At 35.4% G+C, this 23,648-nt stretch carries 22 protein-coding genes; 20 read left to right on the top strand and 2 right to left on the bottom strand.

Annotation, left to right across the window (positions count from 1 at the left end; genetic code table 11):
• Positions 1–14: 14 nt before the first annotated feature.
• The 16 genes from spoIIIAE (at position 15) to spoIVB (ending at position 16,386) form a co-directional block, all read left to right on the top strand.
• Positions 15–1,247: a stage III sporulation protein AE gene (gene spoIIIAE / locus NSS71_RS10350; RefSeq protein ID WP_047941133.1), complete on the top strand. Its 1,233-nt coding sequence runs from the start codon at positions 15–17 to the stop codon at positions 1,245–1,247.
• Between the two features lie 15 nt (positions 1,248–1,262).
• Entirely contained in the window at positions 1,263–1,895 is a 633-nt protein-coding gene (gene spoIIIAF / locus NSS71_RS10345) for a stage III sporulation protein AF (protein WP_061798454.1), read from the top strand.
• Complete coding sequence (gene spoIIIAG / locus NSS71_RS10340; protein ID WP_047941131.1) at positions 1,888–2,538, top strand: stage III sporulation protein AG; 651 nt, start codon at positions 1,888–1,890, stop codon at positions 2,536–2,538. The genes spoIIIAF and spoIIIAG overlap by 8 nt, the downstream gene beginning before the upstream one ends.
• A 13-nt stretch (positions 2,539–2,551) precedes the next feature.
• Positions 2,552–3,106: a SpoIIIAH-like family protein gene (locus NSS71_RS10335; protein ID WP_047941130.1), complete on the top strand. Its 555-nt coding sequence runs from the start codon at positions 2,552–2,554 to the stop codon at positions 3,104–3,106.
• 545 nt (positions 3,107–3,651) lie between these two features.
• Positions 3,652–4,125, top strand: coding sequence for an acetyl-CoA carboxylase biotin carboxyl carrier protein (gene accB / locus NSS71_RS10330; protein ID WP_047941129.1), 474 nt, complete (start codon positions 3,652–3,654; stop codon positions 4,123–4,125).
• Positions 4,126–4,142: 17 nt separating this feature from the next.
• Positions 4,143–5,501 carry an acetyl-CoA carboxylase biotin carboxylase subunit gene (gene accC, locus NSS71_RS10325; protein ID WP_047941128.1) on the top strand — a complete coding sequence of 453 codons (1,359 nt, stop codon included), beginning with the start codon at positions 4,143–4,145 and terminating at the stop codon, positions 5,499–5,501.
• A gap of 15 nt (positions 5,502–5,516) precedes the next feature.
• On the top strand, positions 5,517–5,924 hold the full coding sequence (locus NSS71_RS10320) for an Asp23/Gls24 family envelope stress response protein (protein WP_047941127.1): 408 nt from the start codon (positions 5,517–5,519) through the stop codon (positions 5,922–5,924).
• Between the two features lie 273 nt (positions 5,925–6,197).
• Complete coding sequence (gene nusB, locus NSS71_RS10315; protein WP_047941126.1) at positions 6,198–6,590, top strand: transcription antitermination factor NusB; 393 nt, start codon at positions 6,198–6,200, stop codon at positions 6,588–6,590.
• Positions 6,591–6,782: 192 nt separating this feature from the next.
• A complete protein-coding gene (gene xseA / locus NSS71_RS10310) occupies positions 6,783–8,129 on the top strand; it encodes an exodeoxyribonuclease VII large subunit (protein WP_341132687.1) in 1,347 nt (448 codons plus the stop codon).
• A gap of 2 nt (positions 8,130–8,131) precedes the next feature.
• Positions 8,132–8,371 (top strand): exodeoxyribonuclease VII small subunit, encoded by a 240-nt coding sequence (locus NSS71_RS10305; RefSeq protein WP_341151626.1) that lies wholly within the window; start codon positions 8,132–8,134, stop codon positions 8,369–8,371.
• Positions 8,372–8,374: 3 nt separating this feature from the next.
• On the top strand, positions 8,375–9,268 hold the full coding sequence (locus NSS71_RS10300; protein WP_061798448.1) for a polyprenyl synthetase family protein: 894 nt from the start codon (positions 8,375–8,377) through the stop codon (positions 9,266–9,268).
• A gap of 436 nt (positions 9,269–9,704) precedes the next feature.
• Positions 9,705–11,597, top strand: coding sequence for a 1-deoxy-D-xylulose-5-phosphate synthase (gene dxs / locus NSS71_RS10295; RefSeq protein WP_341151966.1), 1,893 nt, complete (start codon positions 9,705–9,707; stop codon positions 11,595–11,597).
• 7 nt (positions 11,598–11,604) lie between these two features.
• Entirely contained in the window at positions 11,605–12,435 is an 831-nt protein-coding gene (locus NSS71_RS10290) for a TlyA family RNA methyltransferase (RefSeq protein ID WP_047941122.1), read from the top strand.
• A gap of 292 nt (positions 12,436–12,727) precedes the next feature.
• Complete coding sequence (gene ahrC / locus NSS71_RS10285; protein WP_047941121.1) at positions 12,728–13,177, top strand: transcriptional regulator AhrC/ArgR; 450 nt, start codon at positions 12,728–12,730, stop codon at positions 13,175–13,177.
• Positions 13,178–13,193: 16 nt separating this feature from the next.
• On the top strand, positions 13,194–14,882 hold the full coding sequence (gene recN / locus NSS71_RS10280; protein ID WP_341151625.1) for a DNA repair protein RecN: 1,689 nt from the start codon (positions 13,194–13,196) through the stop codon (positions 14,880–14,882).
• A gap of 211 nt (positions 14,883–15,093) precedes the next feature.
• Positions 15,094–16,386, top strand: coding sequence for a SpoIVB peptidase (gene spoIVB, locus NSS71_RS10275; protein WP_047941119.1), 1,293 nt, complete (start codon positions 15,094–15,096; stop codon positions 16,384–16,386).
• 62 nt (positions 16,387–16,448) lie between these two features.
• On the opposite strand, the gene NSS71_RS10270 is transcribed toward spoIVB, so the two are convergent.
• Positions 16,449–17,363 (bottom strand): 1,4-dihydroxy-2-naphthoate polyprenyltransferase, encoded by a 915-nt coding sequence (locus NSS71_RS10270; protein WP_047941118.1) that lies wholly within the window; start codon positions 17,361–17,363, stop codon positions 16,449–16,451.
• A 475-nt stretch (positions 17,364–17,838) separates the two neighbouring features.
• Here NSS71_RS10270 and spo0A point away from each other — a divergent pair, with 475 nt between their 5' ends.
• Positions 17,839–18,621, top strand: a complete 783-nt coding sequence (gene spo0A / locus NSS71_RS10265; RefSeq protein WP_047941117.1) for a sporulation transcription factor Spo0A — start codon at positions 17,839–17,841, stop codon at positions 18,619–18,621.
• 721 nt (positions 18,622–19,342) lie between these two features.
• On the top strand, positions 19,343–19,522 hold the full coding sequence (locus NSS71_RS10260; protein ID WP_144545222.1) for a hypothetical protein: 180 nt from the start codon (positions 19,343–19,345) through the stop codon (positions 19,520–19,522).
• A 751-nt stretch (positions 19,523–20,273) separates the two neighbouring features.
• Here the strand turns inward: NSS71_RS10260 and NSS71_RS10255 are convergent.
• A protein-coding gene (locus NSS71_RS10255) for an IS3 family transposase (protein WP_152680057.1) occupies positions 20,274–21,832 on the bottom strand; the annotation gives its coding sequence in 2 pieces (ribosomal slippage) (positions 20,274–21,193 and positions 21,193–21,832; 1,560 coding nt in all).
• Positions 21,833–22,585: 753 nt separating this feature from the next.
• Here NSS71_RS10255 and NSS71_RS10250 point away from each other — a divergent pair.
• Together NSS71_RS10250 and NSS71_RS10245 are read left to right on the top strand one after the other, a co-directional pair.
• Positions 22,586–22,786 (top strand): cold-shock protein, encoded by a 201-nt coding sequence (locus NSS71_RS10250; RefSeq protein WP_047941113.1) that lies wholly within the window; start codon positions 22,586–22,588, stop codon positions 22,784–22,786.
• A 116-nt stretch (positions 22,787–22,902) separates the two neighbouring features.
• Positions 22,903–23,625, top strand: a complete 723-nt coding sequence (locus NSS71_RS10245; RefSeq protein ID WP_047941112.1) for a glycerophosphodiester phosphodiesterase — start codon at positions 22,903–22,905, stop codon at positions 23,623–23,625.
• Positions 23,626–23,648: the final 23 nt, after the last annotated feature.

Here is a 23,648-nt window from a genome sequence, read left to right as displayed (position 1 = left end):
CCGCTTATTTCGAGGTGAAAAAATTGAAAACAAAGCTGAAAGTCGTCCTACTCGTTATGGCAGCTCTCTTTTTTCTATATCAACCGATTGTACAAGCCTCACCTCATGAATCACCAGACTCTCAAGAAGCAGAAGAAATAAAGGAAGAAGGAATGGATCCGACAAAATTAGTTGAATCTCAACTAGAATCTCTGGATCTCAATGAATTAACAACTTTTTGGGATTCCATTAAAACAGAGTATGGTGGTTTTCTCCCAGAAAGTCAAAAAGGCAGTCTATATGATTTTATGACAGGGAATAAAAACTTTGATTTACAAGGGTTCTTCCATGGAATGCTTCAATTTGCTTTCCACGAGATTATTGTAAATGGCAAATTATTAGGTTCGTTAATTCTACTGACTATTTTTAGTGTCATGCTTCAAATGCTTCAGAATTCATTTGAGAAAAGCTCCATCAGTAAGGTGGCATATGCGATTGTCTTTATGGTTTTAATTATTCTGGCATTAAATAGCTTCCATGTCGCTATCACTTATGCCAGTGATGCTATTTCGAATATGACTCATTTTATATTAGCCTTTGTCCCGCTATTGCTGGCGCTTATGGCAGCCTCTGGCGGTGCCATATCTGCTGCATTCTTCCATCCGGTTATATTATTTTTGATGAATACAAGCGGTATGTTAATTGAATATATTGTGCTGCCTCTATTATTCTTATCAACGCTGCTTCATGTTGTCAGCAGTTTGTCCGAACAATATAAAGTTACTCAGCTAGCTAATTTGCTGCGTAATATTAGTATTGGGATTCTAGGGATTTTCTTAACTATCTTCCTAGGAGTAATTTCTGTGCAAGGAGCATCTTCTGCAATCACGGATGGAATTACAATCAAAACAGCTAAGTTTGTAACTGGTAATTTCATCCCGGTGATTGGACGAATGTTTACCGATGCAACAGATACAGTCATTAATGCTTCGTTATTATTAAAAAACACGGTTGGAATCGCAGGAGTAGTTATTCTCCTTCTTCTCGTAGCTTTTCCAGCCATAAAAATTTTAATGATTTCTTTTATCTATAAATTTGCAGCAGCGATTCTACAGCCAATTGGCGGCGGGCCTGTTATTAAATGTTTGGATGTTATTAGTAAAAGTGTCATTTATGTCTTTGCGGCACTTGCGATTGTATCCCTGATGTTTTTTCTAAGCATTACAGTGATCATTGTTGCTAGTAATCTAACGATGATGGTTAGGTAAAAAGGGGGCGAAAGAATGAATTTTATTACAGAATGGGTTACAAATATTATTCTATTTATTTTGTTAGCAACGGTCGTAGATATGCTACTGCCTAACTCTACCTTTCAGAAATATGCAAAGATGGTCGCAGGCCTGCTGTTAATAACCGTCATTTTAACACCTGTATTTAAGCTGATATCCAGTGACTTTGAAGCAGTGTTTTCAGCTAGTGCCATGGGTGAACCTGAACAAAAAAATATGAATAATTCCATTGAATTAAAAAAAAGAGAAATACAAGCCTCACTTGATGAATATACATTAAATAAAATGGCTGTCCAATTAAAAGAGGATGCAAATGAGGAGTTGATAGCAAATTACGGAATGGAGATTAATTCAATTCAATTATCAATTGACAAAGAAAAAGAGGGTGGCTTTCCTGCAAATCTAACTGAAATGGTTATTCATATGAAGGAAAGCCAGGATCCCAATAATGTTGTGGAAGCTGTAAACCCTGTTCGAATTGATACACAGCAACCTCTTCTTGATAAAAAGGAAACAAAGCAAATGGACACAGAAAGTATTATTTCCTTTCTTTCTGAAAAGTGGGAAGTGCGAAATGATGCAATTGTAATTATGTACGAAGGAGGGGAGGAGGGGAAAAATGGATAAAAAGGACAAAGGGCCATTAAGCTGGTTGAAAAATGTTCTGTCAAGCGACGGAAACGAAAAAAAACAGGGGAAAACCACTTATATTGTCATCGTTGTACTATTTGGAGCAGCCATTATGCTGTTAAGCAATATGTTCTTTAAAGACAATAAAGCTCAAGAAGTCGCTGCTTATAATAATGAAGCATCTTCTGAAGAGGCGGAAGAGACATTTGGGCAAAAAGCCAATAGTAGTAATTTAACCATTGCTGATTATGAAGAACAATATAAAAAAGAAATTAAAGAAGCCATATCAGCGATAGCAGGGGTTAAAGACGCTATTGTCTATGTAAATATAGAAGGATCAGAAAAGAAAGTATATGAAAAAAACCAATCCCAAACGATCCAGAAAACAGAAGAAAAGGATACTCAGGGAGGGAATCGAAATGTGGAAGAAACATCGAATGAAGAAACAGTTGTATTAGTACCGAATGGGGATAAACAAGTTCCGCTTGTAGTGGAGACGATGAAACCTAAAATTGCAGGAGTTCTCGTTGTTGCAAAAGGAGCTGGAGATATAAAAGTAAAAACGATGATTGTAGAAGCAGTTACTCGGGCGCTGGATGTTCCTAGTCATAGAGTTTCTGTACAACCTAAACAAAACTAAGGGGGAAGAATAGATGTTATTAAAAAAGCAAACGGTATGGTTGTTAACAATGTTAAGCTTGGTAGTGGTGTTATCGGTATACTATATTACTTCACCGGAATCCCGTGTAAATGAATTTGCAGCAACAGAGGATAATAATAAAGGGAAAAGCAATGATGCAGAAGAAGCAGCGAAAGATAGCAAAGGAGAAAGCACGGTTACTACTACTGATTCTGAAGCAGTTTTTGAACAAATGCGCCTAGATCTAATGGAACAACGTGACAAAATGAAAGAAGAGTTAGTAACTATTCAAGGATCTAAAGATAAAACTGCAGAAGAAAAAAATGAAGCAACTGAAAAAATCAACGAACTACAAGAAATGACAGATAATGAAAAGATAATGGAAAGCCTTATTAAAGCAGAAAACTATGAAGATGTACTTGTTCAGACTGCTGATGATGGCACAGTAAAAGTAACAGTGAAAGCAGAAGAACTTTCTGCAGATGCTGCCAATGAAATCGTTCAGCTAGTCCGCAAAAATATGGATGCACCAAATGCAAATGTTGCGGTAAAAATTGATCCGAAATAAATAGAGCTGTGAAGCAGCAAGGACAAGAAGAGGGGAAAAGCGAATAGTACGTTTAAAACTGTAGATCACTGCTAGAAAGTGACTACAGTTTTTTAAATAACTAAAAGCAGCAGGAAGAAGAATACCTATTTCCTCTAACATAATCTTATCACTATTCAAGAGTAAATTCGGTAAAGCGTACGAAGAGCAGCAGCCTCTTTAAAGGAATAAGCATGGAATTTTAAAATAATGGTTATTAGAGAAAAACTTCTGCTATTCATTCCTCCTCACGATAATTAATTTTTGCTCTTTTTAAAGTAAATATAATAGTAAGCGATTTCGGATTAATTGGTCAGCTTTGATTAGTTATTTTATAAAGATAGTGGTATGATAAGTAGGGAGAAAGAGAGATGATTTCCTACAGATTTAACTTTCTGAGAAAAATATGGAAAAAGATTTAGTAGCAAAAAAGTCATGTTTTAAAGATGCTTATTGAATTATCATAAGGTCTTATCGTATGATATTAGTATCTAGTCCTAATAGAATGTTTTAAGGGGTGCAATTATATGTTAAAGATTTCAGAAATTAAAGAACTAATAAAATTAATAGATGAATCGACTATTAGCAATTTTTTATATGAACAAGATGGCGTGAAAGTTGAAATTAAAAAGAACATGGTGGAAATAGCAGCACAAGCTCCAGTTGTGACAAAAACATTTCAACCAGAAGAAGTAAAAGCAACAAAAGAAGTAGCAGTGGAAAGTGTAGTTGCAGACACACCTGCAAAATCAAGTGATGATAACTTACATAAAATTACTTCTCCAATGGTAGGAACTTTTTATCAATCAGCCTCTCCAGACTCTCCTGCATTTGTAAAAGTGGGGGATAAGGTTACAAAGGATTCTGTTGTTTGTATCGTAGAAGCGATGAAATTATTTAACGAAATTACAGCAGAAGTAGATGGCGAAATTGTAGAAATCCTTGTAAAAGATGGAGAACTTGTTGAGTACGGGGAACCATTATTCCTAGTAAAGGCGTAACAAAGAGGGGTTAATCCATGATAAAAAAACTATTAATCGCAAATAGAGGAGAAATAGCTGTTCGTATCATCAGAGCTTGTCGTGAGCTGGATATTCAAACGGTAGCTATATACTCAGAAGCTGATCGTGAGGCTTTACATGTCCAAATTGCAGATGAAGCATATTGTGTTGGACCGAAAGCTTCAAAAGACAGTTATTTAAACTTTACAAACATAATTAGTGTAGCAACTTTAACAGGATGTGATGCTATCCATCCTGGATATGGTTTTTTAGCAGAGAATGCTGATTTTGCGGAACTTTGCAGAGATTGCAAAATCACGTTTGTAGGACCTAGTCCAGAGGCTATTAATAAAATGGGGACAAAAGATGTTGCAAGAGAAACAATGCGACAGGCTGGTGTGCCAATCGTACCTGGTTCCCAAGGCATTATTAAAGATGTAGAAGAGGGAATGGAACTTGCAAAAGAAATAGGATATCCAGTAATTATTAAAGCTACAGCTGGTGGCGGCGGTAAAGGTATCCGTGTAGCCAAAACGGAAGAAGAGTTGATTAAGGGGATTAACATTACCCAGCAAGAAGCATTAACGGCATTTGGTAATGCAGGTGTTTATTTAGAAAAATATATCGAGGACTTCCGCCATGTAGAGGTACAAGTGCTTGCTGATAATTATGGGAATGTCATTCACTTAGGCGAAAGAGATTGCTCGATTCAGCGAAGATTACAAAAGCTGTTGGAAGAAACACCATCTCCAGTATTAACCGAAGAAATGCGGGCGAAAATGGGAGATGCTGCTGTAAAAGCTGCAGCTGCAGTAAATTATACAGGTGCAGGAACTGTTGAATTTATCTTTGATTATCAGAATCAAGCATTTTACTTCATGGAAATGAATACGCGTATTCAAGTAGAACACCCAGTAACAGAAATGGTAACAGGTATTGATTTAATTAAAGAACAAATACTAGTTGCATCAGGTAAACCTCTTGAACATAATCAAAAGGATGTTACATTTACTGGCTGGGCAATTGAATGCCGTATCAATGCAGAAAATCCTGCGAAAAATTTCATGCCTTCACCAGGGAAAATTAAGATGTATTTACCGCCAGGTGGTTTAGGAGTACGTATTGATTCAGCTGCTTATCCTGGTTACACGATCCCACCGTACTATGATAGTATGATTGCGAAAGTGATTGCCTATGGATCTACTAGACAAGAAGCTATTTCCCGCATGAAACGAGCACTGAGTGAATTTGTAATCGAAGGTGTCGATACTACGATTCCGTTTCACTTAAATCTCCTTAATCATGAAAAGTTTGTGGCAGGCAACTTCAACACAAAGTTTTTAGAAATGTATGATTTAATGAAATCAGAAGATTAAAAGGAGGAATAGGTAATGAGCGAAACAACAAGTTTAGAAATGAACCAAGAGTATACTGGTCTAGGAAAAGTAGAAATTGCTCCTGAAGTAATTGAGGTTATCGCAAGTATTGCTGCTTCTGAAGTAGAAGGTGTAGCTCAAATGAGAAGCAATTTTGCAACTGGCGTCGTGGAAAAGTTCGGAAAAAAGCTCCATAACAAAGGGATAAAAGTCGACCTCAGTGAAGAAGGAATAAAAGTAGAAGTATTTTGCGTAATGAATTTTGGTGTATCTATTCCGCATGTTGCTCAGCAGATTCAAGATAATATTCGTCAAACATTAATCAATATGACTGGGTTGGAAACAGAGGAAGTAAATATTCATATTGTTGGTGTTCAGTTCGAAACAGCAAAACAAGAACCTGAATTACAGCAAGAAATGTAAGGAATAATACTTCCTAAAAATTAGCATAGAATGACTTTAAATAACAAAGGCTGAACAGGAAAGAATAAAATAGAAACTAATAGGTCTTCCTCTTAGTTTCTATAAGTTTTTTCTGGACAGCCTTTGTTTTTGTGAGAATGACCAGAATAGTAAACTAATTATAGGTTTTTTTCTCGTAAGATAGAGTTTTGTTTTTATTTATGCTATTATTCATGTAGCATAGATAAATAGGTTGTCTTAAACCTATGGAAGGATTTTAAAGGAGCTTAAATAATGAAGAGAAGAACTGCCAGAGAAAAGGCCTTACAGGCACTATTTCAAATTGATATTAGTGATATAGACAAAGAAACAGCAATAGAGCATGTATTAGAAGGAGAAAAATCTGATCCCTACCTTACAAAATTAGTGGATGGGGTATTAAATAATCAAGTTTCTATTGATGAAACGATAAAGCAATATTTAGAAAATTGGACGCTAGAAAGAATTGCAAATGTAGACCGAAACATTCTACGTCTAGCCACATATGAAATGATTTATGGACAAGCAGATGATGTACCTGTAAATGTTGCGATTGATGAAGCAGTGGAGATTGCCAAACTTTATGGTGATGATCAATCTGGTAGATTTGTTAATGGATTATTATCTAAGATAAAAGAAAATCAGTAATATTAAGAGAAACGTTGGTTTGATGAAAAAAGCTGATTAGTGGACAATGTAAATCTTTTATGCAATATCGGCAAATAAGATTTGTTATCATCCTAAATTGTTTCCTTCTATAACCTATAAACATGAATGATTAAGGGATGTGGTGTATGATACTACACCCCTTTTTCCATCCTGTATAAGGAGTTTTTATAAATGGAATCACGGTATTTAACAGTACATGCTTTGACGAAATACATAAAAAGAAAATTTGATGCAGATCCTCATTTACAGCAAGTCATGGTAAAAGGAGAAATATCCAATTTTAAGCAGCATTCAAGTGGGCATATGTATTTCACCTTAAAAGATGAAAAAGCCAGAATTTTAGCAGTTATGTTTGCCCGGAATAATCAGCAAATGAAGTTTACGCCTGAAAATGGGATGAAGGTGCTGATTAAAGCAAGTATTACCGTATACGAATCAAGCGGTCAATATCAAATGTATGTGGTTGATATGCAGCCAGATGGAATTGGTCAGCTCTATCTAGCTTATGAGCAGTTGAAAGCTAAATTGGAACAAGAAGGATTGTTTCTTGCAGACCATAAACAGACAATTCCTAAATATCCGAAAACAATTGGTGTTATTACCTCACCGACTGGCGCTGCAATTAGAGACATTATTACAACCATTAAAAGACGCTATCCGATTGCTAACATCCAGATTTACCCCGCGTTAGTACAAGGTGAAACAGCGGCTCCTTCTATTGTAAAGGCGATTCAACAGGCGAATGAACAGGAGTCTCCTGCAATTGATGTCCTCATAGTAGGCAGGGGTGGCGGTTCCATTGAAGAATTATGGGCTTTTAACGAAGAAATCGTTGCTAGAGCCATTTACACTTCCAGAATTCCCATTATTTCTGCTGTCGGTCATGAGACAGACTTTACCATTGCAGATTTCGTTGCAGATATGCGGGCACCGACACCAACTGGTGCAGCAGAGCTCGCTGTTCCTCATATCGATGAGCTGGTGGAAAGGATTTTGTCTAGACAAAGCCGTTTAATAAGAGGGATAAATGAAAAAGTAGAATTGCAAAAGTTACGTTTAAATAGAATTAAACGTTCCTATGCTTTTCGTTATCCTAAAGTTTTATACGATCAAAAAATGGAGCAATTAGACAAACAGACAGAATTATTAATACGTAATGTTCAAAGAGTTTTTGAGCAAAAGAATAATCAGCATCAATTAATAAAAAAGCAGCTAGTAAGGAATCACCCGCATCAATATGTGATGAAGGCCCAACAAGATTTGGCTAATTTACAAAAAAACATGATTCGTAATACGGAGCTTATTCTTCAAGCAAAAAAGCAGTCTTTTCTTTCGACAATAGGAAAGATGGATGCATTAAGTCCGTTGAAAATAATGGAAAGAGGCTACAATGTAGCATATGATCAAAATGGGAAATTAATAGCTAGTATAAAGCAAGTTAAGCCTAAGGAGCATATTGAATTAAACTTGGCTGATGGTACGGTAGAGGCAGAAATTATGGAGATAAAGGAGAGATAAACATGGCAACTAATCGAGAAAATAAGCCAACCTTTGAAGAAGCTATGGAAGAATTAGAACGAATCGTTAAAAAACTAGAAGAAGGAGATGTTCCATTAGAAGAGGCTATCAACACGTATAAAAAAGGAATGGAGCTTTCTAAATACTGTCATGAAAAATTAAAAAATGTCGAAGAACAATTAGCGGAAGTAGTGCTAGAAAACGGCAAAAAACAACCTTTTTCCATCGCTGAGGAGGAATAACACTTGAATAAAATTTCTTTGTCAGCATTTACAAAAAACTATAAAGAAGTACTGGAAAAAGAACTAAAGAAAAATGTCGAAAAGCTTAATGCTCCTTCCAGTTTAAAAGATTCTATGCTCTATTCCCTAAATGCAGGGGGGAAGAGAATCCGGCCGCTGCTTTTATTTGCTACCCTGCAAGCATTTGGAAAAGATCCACTTGAAGGTTTGCTGCCAGCAGCTGCCATTGAAATGATTCATACGTATTCTTTGATTCATGATGATTTACCAAGTATGGATGATGATGACCTGCGAAGAGGCTTACCGACGAATCATAAAGTTTACGGAGAAGCGACAGCTATTCTAGCAGGAGATGCACTTCTTACATATAGTTTTCAAATGATGACATATATGACAAAACAAAATATTCCATCTGAAAAGATTCTTACTAGTATTGGCTTTTTAGCAAAAGCAGCTGGAGCAGAAGGGATGGTAGGTGGACAAATTGCCGATATTGAAGGGGAAAGCAAGACGTTAAATCAAAAAGATCTTGAACATATACATCTACATAAAACAGGAAAGCTAATAGAAGTAAGTATTTTAATTGGCGCAATATTAGCAGATGCTGCTGACGCGGAGTTAGAAACATTAAAACGTTTTGCTTATCATCTAGGCTTAGCCTTCCAAATTAGAGATGACATTCTCGATTTGGAAGGGGATGAAGAAGTGATTGGAAAGCCAATTGGCAGCGATATGGATAACCACAAAAGCACCTATCCGAAAATATTAACTATGGATGGAGCAAAAAGAGAATTGGATCTGCATATTAAACAGGCTAAAGGTCTTCTAGCCGGTTTAAATTTTGATCGCTTTCTATTAGAAGAAATTACAGATTTAATTGCCTATAGAAATAATTAAAATATCCTCTTTAAACGGTTTAAAAGCTTTTTATAGATGGTATATAATAAAACTAAGCGAAATATATATAAGGAAAATTTAGAATAACGAATAACACATATCAGGGTGTCTCAATATTTGACATCACTAGAGCTTTTTCAAAAGATAAATTTGTAAAATGCGCTAGTGATGCTCCGCTTTGAGGCATCCTTCTTTTAAGCACGGAAAGTCCTCTGTGTGCTAACTATGTAGAATTACTACTATTATCAGTGAAGGAATGGTATAATACATATTTAATAATACGAATAAATTAGGTTTTTTGATAAAAATAAGGTATTCTAATATATAATACAATCTTGACAAAAAGAAATGGTTAAACGGAAGGAAGATATACCAATTAATGAGTGGTTTTCATCGCTTTATTGGTTATATACTGAATGAAAGTGAGTTGTTACAAATGGATTTAATGTCAATAGAAAATCCAGCATTTTTAAAAGGATTATCGAACGAGGAACTGAATATCCTTAGTGAAGATATCCGTCACTTTTTAATTAATAGACTTTCTCAAACTGGCGGCCATATTGGTCCGAACTTAGGAGTGGTGGAATTAACCATTGCTCTTCATAAATGTTTTGATAGCCCAAAGGATAAATTTCTTTGGGATGTAGGTCACCAATCTTATGTTCATAAAATATTAACTGGCCGTGCTAAGGATTTCGATACGCTTAGACAATACAAAGGCTTAAGTGGTTTTCCAAAAATGAATGAAAGTGAGCACGACGTATGGGAAACAGGTCATAGCTCTACTTCCTTATCTGCTGCAATGGGTATGGCTGTTGCAAGAGATTTAAAAAAGGAAGATTCCTACATCATTCCTATTATTGGGGATGGAGCTTTAACAGGGGGTATGGCTCTCGAGGCACTAAATCATATTGGCGATGAAAAGAAAAACATGATTGTTATCTTGAATGATAATGAAATGTCGATTGCTCCAAATGTTGGTGCTCTTCACCAAGTATTAGGCAGATTAAGAACTGCTGGGAAGTATCAATGGGTAAAAGATGAACTAGAAATGCTCTTAAAGAAAATTCCTGCCGTAGGTGGCAAGATGGCTGCAACTGCTGAAAGAATTAAAGATAGTCTTAAATATTTGTTAGTTTCCGGTGTTTTTTTCGAAGAGTTAGGTTTTACGTATTTAGGTCCAGTAGATGGTCATGATTATAACGACTTATTTGAACAGTTAAACTATGCAAAGAAAACATCTGGCCCAGTTTTACTGCATGTCATTACGAAAAAAGGCAAAGGATTTTCTCCAGCTGAAAAGGATAAAATCGGTACATGGCATGGAACAGGTCCTTATAAGATTGAGACAGGAGATTTTGTAAAACCTGCTATCACTGCACCTGCATGGAGTAAACTAGTGAGTGATACAGTGTTAAAGTTGGCAAGAAAAGACGAGCGAATCGTTGCTGTTACTCCTGCCATGCCAGTTGGTTCAAAATTGGAATCATTTGCAAAAGAATTTCCTAGTCGAATGCTTGATGTCGGGATAGCGGAACAGCATGCTGTAACATTAGCAGCTGGACTTGCCACACAAAAAATGAAGCCGTTTTTAGCCATTTATTCGACATTTTTACAAAGAGCATATGATCAAATGCTTCATGATGTTTGCCGCCAGAAATTAAATGTCTTTATTGGCATCGATCGTGCCGGCTTAGTAGGAGCAGATGGAGAAACCCATCAAGGTATTTATGATATTGCGTTTTTACGTCATATGCCAAACTTGGTTTTAATGATGCCAAAGGATGAAAATGAAGGGCAGCACATGGTAAATACGGCTATCCAGTACAATGATGGCCCAATTGCGATGAGATTTCCGCGGGGAAATGGGATTGGTGTGGAGCTTGATTCTACATTAAAGACGATTCCAATTGGTACATGGGAAGTATTAAGAGAAGGTTCTGATGCTGCAATTCTTACATTTGGAACAACGATTGAAATGGCAATGGAAGCAGCCAGCCAGCTTGAATTACAAGGGATTCATGTTAAAGTGGTAAATGCGAGATTCATTAAGCCGTTAGACGAGAAAATGCTTTCTGACTTATTGAAAAAGCAAATACCAATTTTAACGATTGAAGAAGCAGTACTGCAAGGCGGATTTGGAAGTTATTGTATCGAATATGCCCATGACCATGGTTATGGAGCAAATGTAATAGATCGCATGGGAATTCCAGATGAATTTATTGAACATGGAGATGTAAATTCATTATTAGAAGAAATAAATTTAACAAAAGAGGAAGTTGTAAAAAGAATTTCAGCCATTGCTAGAAAAAAACAAAAGAGGGCTTAGAGCATTCATGAAGAAAGAAAGAATTGATGTATTATTAGTTGAGCAAGGTTTATTCGAAACAAGGGAAAAGGCAAAAAGAGCTGTAATGGCTGGGATTGTCTACTGTGAAGAGAATAGACTAGATAAACCCGGTGAAAAAATAAATACAGATTCTAAGTTATCTGTTAAAGGAAAGACACTTCAATATGTGTCAAGAGGTGGCTTAAAGCTTGAAAAGGCACTTAAAATATTTGATGTCGATATGAAAGATAAAGTCTTACTTGATATTGGCTCCTCGACAGGAGGATTTACGGATTGTGCCCTGCAAAATGGTGCAAAACAATCTTATGCCTTAGATGTAGGCTATAATCAATTAGCGTGGAAGCTTAGACAAGATGAACGTGTGATTGTCATGGAAAGAACCAACTTTCGTTATGTAACTCCTGTCGATTTAAAAGGTGAGATGCCGAATATTGCTTCAATTGATGTTTCTTTTATTTCGCTAAAGCTAATTTTACCAGTTTTAAAGACACTATTAGTATCCGGCAGTGATGTTATTGCTTTAGTGAAGCCGCAATTTGAAGCTGGAAGAGAACAAGTTGGGAAAAAAGGGATTGTTAGAGACCGTAAAGTCCATGAGTCCGTTTTAGAGAAAATTATAGCTTTTTCTATAGAAGAAGGATATATTGTTAAAAACCTATCATTTTCACCAATTACAGGCGGAGATGGAAATATTGAATTTTTACTCCACCTCTATTGGGATGAGCGTGCAGAGGAAAAAACGCATTATTTTCAAATAAAAGAGACGGTAGAAGCGGCACATTCCGAATTGAAAGCAAAAAAAGAAACGGAAGAATAAGCTATGTAAAAGGGTTTGACTGCAGCAAGAGAACTATTAGTAACGTGGGATGCTAATAGAAAGGTTCTCCATGCAGGCTGACCCTTTTTGGTTTGTCTATCATGAATAAAGATAGAGCGGAGATGTAATTTGTTTTCTTTGTTCTTGTAAAAAGACGAACAAACACGGTAAAATAGATAAAAGGAAGATTGTCTAAAAAAATCGAATGAACGTATGATAAGGAACAAATACTTTTAATAAAAAGTGATACATATGGAATAAAAATGATAACCAATGATAAAGGATGGAATATATGAATAAGGGCCAGAGGCATATAAAAATAAGAGAAATCATTACGAATAATGATATCGAAACACAAGACGAATTAGTAGATGAACTGAAAAGTGCTGGATATAATGTAACACAAGCTACTGTATCAAGAGATATTAAAGAGCTGCATTTAGTGAAAGTGCCACTTCAGGATGGCAGATATAAATATAGCTTACCAGCTGATCAGCGCTTTAATCCATTACAAAAATTAAAAAGAATGTTAATGGATTCCTTTGTGAAAATCGATTCAGCTGAAAATTTGCTTGTCCTAAAATCACTGCCAGGGAATGCACAAGCGATCGGGGCATTAATTGATAATCTTGATTGGGATGAAATATTAGGAACGATTTGTGGAGATGATACTTGTCTAATTATTTGTCGCACTGCAGATGATGGCAAGAAAATTAGTGATCGTTTTCTTGATATGCTTTAATTTGGGGGGACATTAATTGCTAAGTGAATTATCGATTAAAAATTTTGCAATCATTGAAAGTCTATCCATATCATTTAAAAAGGGACTGACCGTATTAACTGGTGAAACAGGTGCAGGAAAGTCTATCATTATTGATGCGATCAATTTATTAGTTGGAGGACGCGGTTCGGCGGAATTTGTTCGCCATGGAGAAGAAAAAGCAGAAATAGAAGGGCTATTTTATATAGAAGACGGTCATCCTTGTTTTCAAAAAATGAATGAGTTTGGTATCGATATAGATGAGGGTGCTATTGTATTAAGAAGAGATATAGCTTTATCTGGTAAGAGTGTATGCCGGATAAATGGCAAGCTTATCACGATCGCTGTATTAAGAGAAATAGGTTCCACTTTAATTGATATTCATGGTCAGCATGAACATCAAGAATTAATGGATGAAACGAAGCACTTACAGTTGCTGGATACTTTTGCAATGGGAGAATTAGCTCCTGTTTTAGAAGAATATGAAGAAATTTATCGCTCTTATACACAAACTCAAAAGAAACTAATGAATTTAACAGAAAATGAACAGCAAATGGCTCAAAGACTTGATTTATTACAATTTCAGTTTAATGAAATTGAAAGTGCTCATTTGAAAATTAATGAAGATGATGAGCTGTTAGAAGAAAGGAAGAAATTAAGCAATTTCGAGAAAATTTATGATAGCATACAAACAGGCTATACTGCTCTTAGGGGAGAACAGAAAGGGCTGGATTGGCTTGGTGAGGTCATGGGGAATATGGAGGAAGCTGCAAGCTTAGACACTGAATACAAGGATATGGCTGAGTCTGTCTCCAATAGCTATTATATTTTAGAGGATATTGCTAGACAGATGAGAAGCGCTTTAGATTACCTAGAATATGACCCCGAAAGGTTAAATGAGATTGAAACAAGACTAAATGAAATCAATACCTTAAAACGCAAATATGGAAAAACAGTAGCAGAGATCCTAGTGTATGCTGCGAAAATAGAGGAGGAATTAGAAACATTACAAAATAAAGAAACCCATATCGATTTATTGGAAAAGGAGTTAGCTTCTCTTAAAAAAGATCTTTTAGTGGAAGCAAAGGAATTGACTGCCTTAAGAAAGAGAGCAGCTCTTCGTCTGACAGATAGTATTCATCAAGAATTAAAAGAGCTCTACATGGAAAAGACTGTTTTTGAAGTAAGAATTCATGCTGATGAGAACAATGTTACGAAAAAAGGGATAGATGAAGTGGAATTTTACATTTCTACAAATCCTGGAGAACCGTTAAAACCACTATCCAAAATTGTGTCCGGTGGAGAGCTTTCCAGAATGATGCTTGCTTTAAAAAGCATTTTCTCTAAGCATCAAGGGGTGACATCCATCATATTTGATGAGGTAGATACTGGGGTGAGTGGAAGAGTAGCACAAGCAATCGCTGAAAAAATCCACCATGTGTCGGTTGATTCTCAAGTGCTCTGTATTTCCCATCTGCCGCAGGTGGCAGCAATGGCAGATACCCATTTATTTATCGCAAAAAAAATTGAGGATGGCCGCACATCTACGTCTGTCACACCATTAGTGCAGCAAGATAAGGTAAAAGAGATCGGACGAATGATTTCAGGAGCGGAAATTACGGAATTAACAAAAAAACATGCAAAAGAACTGTTAAAATTAGCGCAAAAAGCTAAGAATAAAATATAGACACGTAAAACCTCTGTATATGTGCAGAGGTTTATTTTATTCTTATGAAGAGTTGTCTATTTTAATGGTGCGTGGGAAACTAATTGCAAGGAATATCCATTATGGGTAGGTATTTAAAATTTTTAACAGTTATAAATGATGCTGTTACAGGCAAACTTATAAATGTAGCCGGAGAAGTAGTGGTGAAAAGAAGCGAGGAGAGTGAAGTGAATTGAAAAGTGATATCCTTAGAAAAATAATTGGTGGGATTCTCCTTGTTTCATTAATATCTTTAGTATGTAATCAATCATTTCAAGAATATCTTCATATCCCAAAAAGCATTACATTGTTTGAAGGACAATCAATGGAGATCAACAATAGTGAGGCGATTTCTGTGACAGCAAATGTGGCAGACGAAGATTCGGTTGTTGCATTAAGTCAAGAAAAAGGGAAATTTTCCTTGCAAGGAAAAGTTAGTGGGAAAGATGAGATGATGCTTGAACTTGCAGGTTTTCCAATAAAAAAAGTGGATGTGAATGTTCTTAAAGACTTTAAAGTAATTCCCGGTGGTCAGTCCATTGGGGTGAAACTAAATACTGTTGGCGTACTGGTGGTTGGGCACCATCAGGTAAATACAGAAGAAGGAAAGCAATCACCTGGTGAAAAGGCCGGGATAAAAGTTGGCGATATGATAGTCGAAATAAATGGAATGAAAATAGAAAAAATGGCAGATGTAGCACCTTTTGTTCAAAAAGCAGGCGAAGGAAACAAACCTTTAGAGTTGGTTGTAAAAAGAGAGAAAGAGGAGTTTAAAACAAAGTTAATGCCCTTAAAGGAAAAAGGGGATAACATATTTAAATTAGGGCTTTATATAAGGGATTCAGCAGCTGGGATTGGAACAATGACTTTCTATCACCCAGATTCCATGAAATATGGAGCTTTAGGACATGTAATCTCAGATATGGATACAAAAAAACCAATCGTTGTGGATGATGGAGAAGTACTAAGATCTACTGTAACAAGTATTGAAAAAGGAAGTAACGGAAATCCTGGTGAAAAATTAGCGAGATTTTCAGAAGATAAAGAAATAATCGGGGATATCAAAACAAATAGTCCTTTTGGAATATTTGGTGTATTAAATAAACAAATTAAAAATGGAATAATGGATAAGCCGATGCCGATTACGTTATCAGACCAAGTGAAAGAAGGACCAGCGCAAATTTTAACAGTTGTGGATAATGATCAGGTGAAGCTATTTGATATAGAAGTAGTAAGCTCTGTACCTCAAAAGTATCCTGCAACAAAAGGGCTAGTCATCAAAGTGACAGATAAAGAATTATTAAGCAAAACAGGCGGTATCGTTCAAGGAATGAGCGGAAGTCCAATTATTCAAGATGGTAAGGTCATTGGTGCTGTAACCCATGTATTTGTAAATGATCCGACAAGCGGATATGGAGTTCACATTGAATGGATGTTAAATGAGGCAGGAATCGATATATATGAAAAAGGGCAAAAAGCTTCATAAAAATTAAAATGTCTCATGTAAAAGGATGAATCGACAATCCTTTTACATGAGACATTATACTACTACATATTTTGCATGATAAAATCTAACAAATAACCAACTGTGATAAACAATCCAAACATGGTGTTTGTTAAACCAGTGTTTTTCATGGCAATCGGTGTTTGGCTTCGATCTCCTTTGAAGCCCTTAATGGCATCTAATGGTTTTTTGAAACTAAGCAGTACGATTAATAACCAAGGACTAAAGAAACCGAGAGCAACGAAAATTATAATCCAGAGGTAGGATAAGATAAATAATGCCGCAAGTAGGTTAACCGCTTTGTTAAAGCCGATAAGTATAGCAATCGTTTTTCTGCCGCCTAATGTATCCTCTTCAATATCTCTAATGTTATTCGATAAATTAATCGCACCAATAAGAATAGCGATTGGAACAGAAATAAGGATGCTTTCTTGGCTAATGTGACCTGTTTGGATAAAGAAAGAGATAAGGATGAAGATACATCCCATACATATACCAGAAAACACTTCTCCAAAAGGTGTATAAGCTATTGGAAGCGGGCCTCCTGTATATAAATAGCCAATCGCCATACCGAGTAAGCCGACTAATGCAATCCACCAAGAAGTATTAGAACAAATATAAATACCTAAAAGTAGTGCAAGTATATATAGGCTGATCGCCATATTTAAAACTAATTTTGGCTTCATCCCATGATGAACAATTGCTCCGCCTATTCCTACTGAATCAGCAGTATCAATTCCTCTTACATAATCATAGTACTCATTAAATAAGTTGGTTGCGATTTGAATAATCAAACAAGCAAACATCATGGCAAAAAATAAACCCCAGTTTGTTGAGGCATGAGGGAAAGATAATACCGTACCAATGGAAACTGGTACAAAAGAAGCTGTTAACGTATGCGGTCTCGTTAGCTTCCATAGTATTTTATAAGTGTTGTTTTCCTTAGTGACGTTCTCCATAAAAAAATCCTTTCTATACTTTGGGAAAATGAAAACACAAATACTTAATAAATTTGTGCAACCTTTATCTTTTTTATGCAGATAAAGGTAAAAACAAAAAAACTAGACGTTTTTTTGTCCAACTTTAATAATACCGTATAAAGTTGTATCCCAACAAGAAAATATTCATAAAAAAGTCATAATTTTTTCTTCCAAATAAAGAAGTGTTTGGCTATATGGAAGATAAGTAACTTGATTGCTTTTGCTATAGCCTAGTGTTGTGTATAATATAGCCATAAAGATTTTTCGACAAAAAAATGAAATGTATCGAAATCAGTCGAAAACGTGAGAAAATGAGAGAATTAATAGGGTTTTTCCTATTTTTTAAGTTTTTTTTATAAAATCAAAGGATTTTTGGTTGCTTTGTCGAAAATGTCCTTTAGAATAAAAATATAGATAAAATTAGAGACATTTGGATTGAGGGAGGAAACAATCGTTGAAGAAAATAAAAGTATGCATTGTTGATGACAATCGTGAACTGGTAGGATTATTGGAAGAGTATATAGATGCTCAGGACGACATGGAAGTAATTGGTGTAGCGCATAACGGCCAGGAGTGTTTAGAACTAGTGGAGCAGCTTGAACCAGATGTGATGGTGCTAGACATTATCATGCCTCATTTAGATGGTTTAGCCGTATTAGAAAGAATGCGTCAAATGAATAAACCTATGCCTAACGTGATTATGTTAACTGCCTTTGGTCAAGAAGATGTTACAAAAAAAGCGGTTGAATTAGGTGCCTCTTATTTTATTTTAAAACCGTTTGATATGGAGTATTTAGCAAGCCATATTCGCCAAGTAAGTGGCAAAACAACCGGATTTGTCAGAAAATCTTCTTCTTCTTTCAAAACACAAGAACCAAAAACGAAGAATTTGGACGCAAGCATTACAAGTATTATTCACGAGATTGGAGTTCCTGCCCATATTAAAGGATACCTCTATTTACGCGAAGCCATTTCCATGGTTTATAATGATATCGAATTATTAGGATCCATTACAAAAGTATTGTATCCAGATATCGCAAAGAAATTTAATACAACAGCAAGCCGAGTCGAGCGGGCAATCCGTCATGCCATTGAAGTGGCATGGAGCAGAGGCAACATCGACTCCATCTCATCCCTATTCGGCTACACTGTCAGCATGTCCAAAGCAAAACCGACTAACTCAGAATTTATTGCGATTGTGGCAGATAAATTAAGGCTGGAACATAAGGCTTCTTGAGAGGGTTAGGGCTGTTGGTAGGAGAGGGTTTTAGAGAAACGGTAAATTGTTTACAACTTGTCACAAGTGATGTAGCCGATAACTTTACTGACCAACTAACAATATTTTAAATAGCAATTTATAAAAGCATCTCTTAGTTTATTGAGTTTGTATTAAACTCGATAATTTAGGAGGTGCTTTTTCTTTTGAGTATGAGCGAAATGGACTATCAAATCGATTCTTTTATGTTGTATTGCGATTCTAAACATTTATCCAAGAAAACCCTCGCGAGTTAAGAACAAACACTTTAACTCTTCGCAATGTACTTATAAAACGAGTTTAAGATTGATGATGCAAGTAAGGCCAAATCAAGTCATATTAGAAATTACATTAAGTATTTACAAGATGTGGTAAGTATACAGTGGTTGTTAAAGAGAGATGTATTAATTCCTAAAAAACCCCAATTTATTATATAGTAGTAATATATTCAATTAGGATAGTTCAGAATGTATATGAAAGTGAAAAGATTTGGAGTATTTTTCCTATGTTTCACATATTAATTTTGAAAAGTATGATGAGACATTTGGAATGGCTGAAATATTGAGCAACTAAAGAAAGAGAGTTTAGATATATCTAATGAAGAAGTCACAAAATCTTCAGATTTAATTAGTACGTTTTCAATTAGTAGAACTCTTTCTTGGTATCCAAGTCAAAATAAGCGAGATAAAATTGATGGTTGTATTTGAAAAAAATAAAGGATAATTATAGGGATACTTTATCAATTGCAGCTATTACAACTTTGGTTCAATATGCTAAGGATGGAAATTATAAAAAGATAGCTAAAAGAATATTAAAAATGGGTGTTAAAAATAATGCGCTATCAATGGCTGTTACTCTAGTATATTTCACACGCAATGTGTAGCTAAATATCACATTTGAAATAAAGGGGCTGAGGAGATTAGTATGTTTATAAAGAATTTTGTTTATTCTTTTGTTTACTATATAGGATGTTTGATGATAGACCATATCATAGTACTCCATCTAAAGTAGCAATTATTCTTTGCATTTACTACTTTTTCCTAAGTGTATATCATGGAATTATTAAAAAGTGGACTAAAAAAGAGAATGAATCTTAGTGAAGGAACCAAATTATTATTCTTTAAATTCTATAAAGATAGTTAATTTTCATAAAAAGAGGGTGGGACAAAACAAAATATATATTGGATAAAGACGAATAATCTCTAATTCAGTGGTGAAACCAATTCGTTCCTTTACACTACAGACACACGATGCGCGGGGGAGCAACCTAAGTCTCCTCGGTTAAAGCCTGTGGGGTCTTAGGCTTTGCTCTGCTTCCCGCAGGAGTCGAGTATCCTCCGTTCCATTTCACTCCTTTTTTAAAGCTTATTTAGTTTTTAAGCAAACTACAATTACTAGGAAAAAATAGAGCAGACTGAATACACGTAGACTCCTATGGGAGCTGCGAGAAAGTCCAAGACCCCGCAGGAACGAGGAGGCTTGGCGCTCGCCCCATGGAAAGCGAAGTGTATTCAGTCTGCGGGTGATTACCACAAATCTTTTTTCTTAAAATACATAAAAACCCCGAACAATTATAGGAATATTTTCTATGAACTGCCCCCTGTCAAGTAGACAGTGGAAATAATAAAAAAGATCTAAGCGGCTTTAACTCTGTATTCCATAGGGCTAAGGCCGTTTAATCGTTTTTGATATCTATTGTTATTATAAAATTGGATATAGTCATCTATCGCAAGAGAAAGTTCCTCAAAGGTCTTATATTTGTGTAAATAATACTTTTCGCATTTCAGTGTCCCCCAAAAAGACTCCATTGGACCATTATCAATACACTTTCCAACTCGTGACATACTGTGTGTTATCTCTGCCTCGTCTACTTTAAGCTTAAAACCTTTTGAAGTATACTGATACCCTCGATCACTATGGATAATTGGATGTTCTTCCTCCAATAAAAGTACGGTTGCTTGATCAAGCGTTTGGAATACAAGTTCATTATTATTCGAATGTCCTAAAACATAGCTAACAATGGATCCATCATAAAGATCCCGAATGGCACTTAAATATGCCTTCTTTGATGAACCATACTTAAATTCTGTCACATCCGTCACCCACTTTTCATTTGGTTTTGTTGCGGTAAATTCCCGATTTAAGATATTCTCTGCCACTTGTTGGGGAACGGAGCGTTTATAACGTTTTTTCTTGATACGAATGATCGAGCGTAAGCCAACCACTTTCATTAGTCGATAAATTCTTTTATGATTCAATCTTTCTTTAAACTGTCTATTCATGTGAAGGGTCATTTGGCGATAACCGAAGATGCCCTCCACTTTTTCATGGAGAATTTTCATCTCTTTCATGATTTTCTCATTCAATAGCTCTTGAGAAGAAGGAACGCGATGAAGCCACTTATAATAGGCGGATCGTGCAATTCCCGCTATTTCACTCAGTAATTGAATGCTTATATTCTCTTCCTGATGGATCTCTTGAATAGCGATATACTTATCCTCCGATTGGATTTGACTTATTTTTGCCTCCTTTCGATCTCCTCTAACTTTTTTAAAAATAAGTTTTCTGCACGTAATCGCTCATTTTCTCTTTCTAACTTCTTCATTTGAAGAGTTATTTTCTCCTCTTGAGTTAGCTCGGATTCCTCTTTCGTAGAACCACGCCTATCTTTCAATGCATCTACTCCGCCATCTTCATACTTCTTAACCCATTGATAGATTTGTTGATAAGAAACCTGATGAGTATTAGCTGCTTCTTGATAGTCTTTTTTGTTCCCTAAACAATCTAGCACAATTTGTATTCGTTCTTCCCAAGTCGTTTTTCTTCCCTTAGTCATAGAGCTCGTCCTTCCTTGTGACGTATCTTTTATTTCACTATGACTATTATACTTCTTAATCCACCTTCTAAGGACAGATGGATCTGATATTTCATACATTCTCGTAATTTCACGAATCGAGTAATTTCCAGAGGCATAATCTTGAATAGCGGATAACTTTAGTTCTTTAGAATACTTTTTCCAGGAAGAAGTCTCTTTTAGTCCTTCTAAACCGAATGTATCAAATTTATATTTCCATTCCAAAACGGTAGAAAAGTGCACCTTATAAATCGATGAAACTTGGAGTGACGAATTTACTTCCCCTAAAGCTTTCACTATTTGATATTTCTCTTCTACAGAATAAGATTTTCTAGGCATAAAAATACTCCCCTACAAGTAACCAGATTTTTATTTTTTAATCTGTCTACCTATAGGGGAGCATATCACTAATATGTACGTGTAATTGTTCGGGGTTATATTGGGTTGAAATACTTATGTCTGACCCTCTTTTATTTTGAAAATAACGTAAAAAATACTAAGGATAAAGTGTGTTTTAAATGTTAATATGGAAACTTAACAAAAGAAGATGTCAACTTATAATTATAAAAGTAACTATTAGAAATCAGCCGGATTCCATTTTGAATCGGGGTTACTTTAAAGGAGAGATTATAATGGAGACAATCGCTTTTAATGATTTCATGAAGGAAATTATAAGAAAGAAAAATACTACTCATCCAAAAGTAGAAATACGAAATCAGTTTCGCATTTAAAGGAGAAATCTCACTCCCCAACATTGGTGGATGAAAACTTACAGACAAAAAAGTCCATGGAAGTAAGTTAATTAGTAGGGTAGGCACATCTATTAATATTCCGTTATTGTTAGCTAAACTAGTCTTTGTTGAGTTATATTACCGCGATTATTTAACTGAGTAATCCAAAATAAGGAATTTATTTTAAAAAATTGAAAAATAATCGTTCAAAGATTTGCTTTCTGCAGATTAACCTGTTACTATTAAGGAGACTTATTTTTGTTCTTTAGAAAATAGTTGAGAAATACATATTTCTTTATTTTTTACTACGAGCAAGGATAGTAATACATTTGTGCATAAAGCACATAGGAGGAAACAAGAAATGGCTACAGGTAAAGTAAAATGGTTTAACGCAGAAAAAGGTTTTGGATTCATCGAAACAGAAGAAGGACAAGATGTATTCGTACATTTCAGCGCTATTCAAACTGAAGGTTTCAAAACTTTAGACGAAGGTCAAGAAGTAAGTTTTGACATAGAAGAAGGTCAACGCGGACCTCAAGCTGCTAACGTAGTAAAAAACTAATTTAACAAAAGTAATACAGGCTCTGACTTAGGTTAGGGCCTGTTTTTTTCATCTGACCAAAAACATTACATAAATGGCCATATATAATGAAGTTCTACATAAGGAAGTGATTTGTTATGACGAAAATATTTGCACACCGAGGTTTTTCGGCACATTATCCAGAGAATACAATGATGGCTTTTATCGAGGCAGAAAAGGCAGAGGCTGATGGGATTGAAATTGATATTCAAATGTCTAAGGATGGGGAAATAGTCATCATCCATGATGAAAAGGTAGATCGAACAACGAATGCTTCTGGCTATGTGCAAGCATTCAATTATAAAGAGTTAAGATCATTTAATGCAGGACATCGATTTAAGCAAGTCGAGAATGAGCCTATTCCCACTTTAATCGAATTGTTTGATTGGATGCAAGATAATGACATAATCTGCAATATTGAAATGAAGAATAACAAGATTGCTTATGAAGGAATGGAAGAGAAAACAATTGCTCTCATCCGCAAATACGGTTTTGAAAAAAGAATTATTTTCTCCTCCTTTAATCATTATAGTCTCGTACATACTTATCGCATCGCTCCAGAAATTGAAACGGCCCCTTTATTGTCTGATGGAATTTATCAGCCTTGGATTTATGCCAATGCTATAAATGCCAAAGGATTTCACCCTAATTATAAACGGATAAATCGAGAGATAATAAAATCTTCAGAAGAAAATAATATTAAAGTTAGGGCATATACGGTAAATAATCCGAAAACGATGCAAGCATTAATGGATGCTGGAATATCTGCCATTATTACAGATGAGCCAATTATTGCACGAACTGTCCTGACACAATCATAATATAATGGGTTTTCTGCTGTAAT

The organism is Niallia sp. FSL W8-0951 (genome assembly GCF_038006525.1).
GTDB classification, from domain to species: Bacteria; Bacillota; Bacilli; order Bacillales; family Cytobacillaceae; genus Niallia; species Niallia circulans.
This window is presented reverse-complemented; position numbering and strand designations above follow the sequence as displayed.

Excerpts from the sequence above, each read along its gene's own strand:
- spoIIIAG (WP_047941131.1), top strand. The coding sequence starts at position 1,888 with ATGGATAAAAAGGACAAAGGGCCATTAAGCTGGTTGAAAAATGTTCTG.
- accC (WP_047941128.1), top strand. The coding sequence starts at position 4,143 with ATGATAAAAAAACTATTAATCGCAAATAGAGGAGAAATAGCTGTTCGT.
- accB (WP_047941129.1), top strand. The coding sequence starts at position 3,652 with ATGTTAAAGATTTCAGAAATTAAAGAACTAATAAAATTAATAGATGAA.
- NSS71_RS10250 (WP_047941113.1), top strand. The coding sequence starts at position 22,586 with ATGGCTACAGGTAAAGTAAAATGGTTTAACGCAGAAAAAGGTTTTGGA.
- NSS71_RS10320 (WP_047941127.1), top strand. The coding sequence starts at position 5,517 with ATGAGCGAAACAACAAGTTTAGAAATGAACCAAGAGTATACTGGTCTA.
- spoIIIAF (WP_061798454.1), top strand. The coding sequence starts at position 1,263 with ATGAATTTTATTACAGAATGGGTTACAAATATTATTCTATTTATTTTG.
- nusB (WP_047941126.1), top strand. The coding sequence starts at position 6,198 with ATGAAGAGAAGAACTGCCAGAGAAAAGGCCTTACAGGCACTATTTCAA.
- NSS71_RS10335 (WP_047941130.1), top strand. The coding sequence starts at position 2,552 with ATGTTATTAAAAAAGCAAACGGTATGGTTGTTAACAATGTTAAGCTTG.
- NSS71_RS10245 (WP_047941112.1), top strand. The coding sequence starts at position 22,903 with ATGACGAAAATATTTGCACACCGAGGTTTTTCGGCACATTATCCAGAG.
- xseA (WP_341132687.1), top strand. The coding sequence starts at position 6,783 with ATGGAATCACGGTATTTAACAGTACATGCTTTGACGAAATACATAAAA.
- NSS71_RS10290 (WP_047941122.1), top strand. The coding sequence starts at position 11,605 with ATGAAGAAAGAAAGAATTGATGTATTATTAGTTGAGCAAGGTTTATTC.
- dxs (WP_341151966.1), top strand. The coding sequence starts at position 9,705 with ATGGATTTAATGTCAATAGAAAATCCAGCATTTTTAAAAGGATTATCG.
- ahrC (WP_047941121.1), top strand. The coding sequence starts at position 12,728 with ATGAATAAGGGCCAGAGGCATATAAAAATAAGAGAAATCATTACGAAT.
- NSS71_RS10305 (WP_341151626.1), top strand. The coding sequence starts at position 8,132 with ATGGCAACTAATCGAGAAAATAAGCCAACCTTTGAAGAAGCTATGGAA.
- NSS71_RS10270 (WP_047941118.1), bottom strand. The coding sequence starts at position 17,363 with ATGGAGAACGTCACTAAGGAAAACAACACTTATAAAATACTATGGAAG.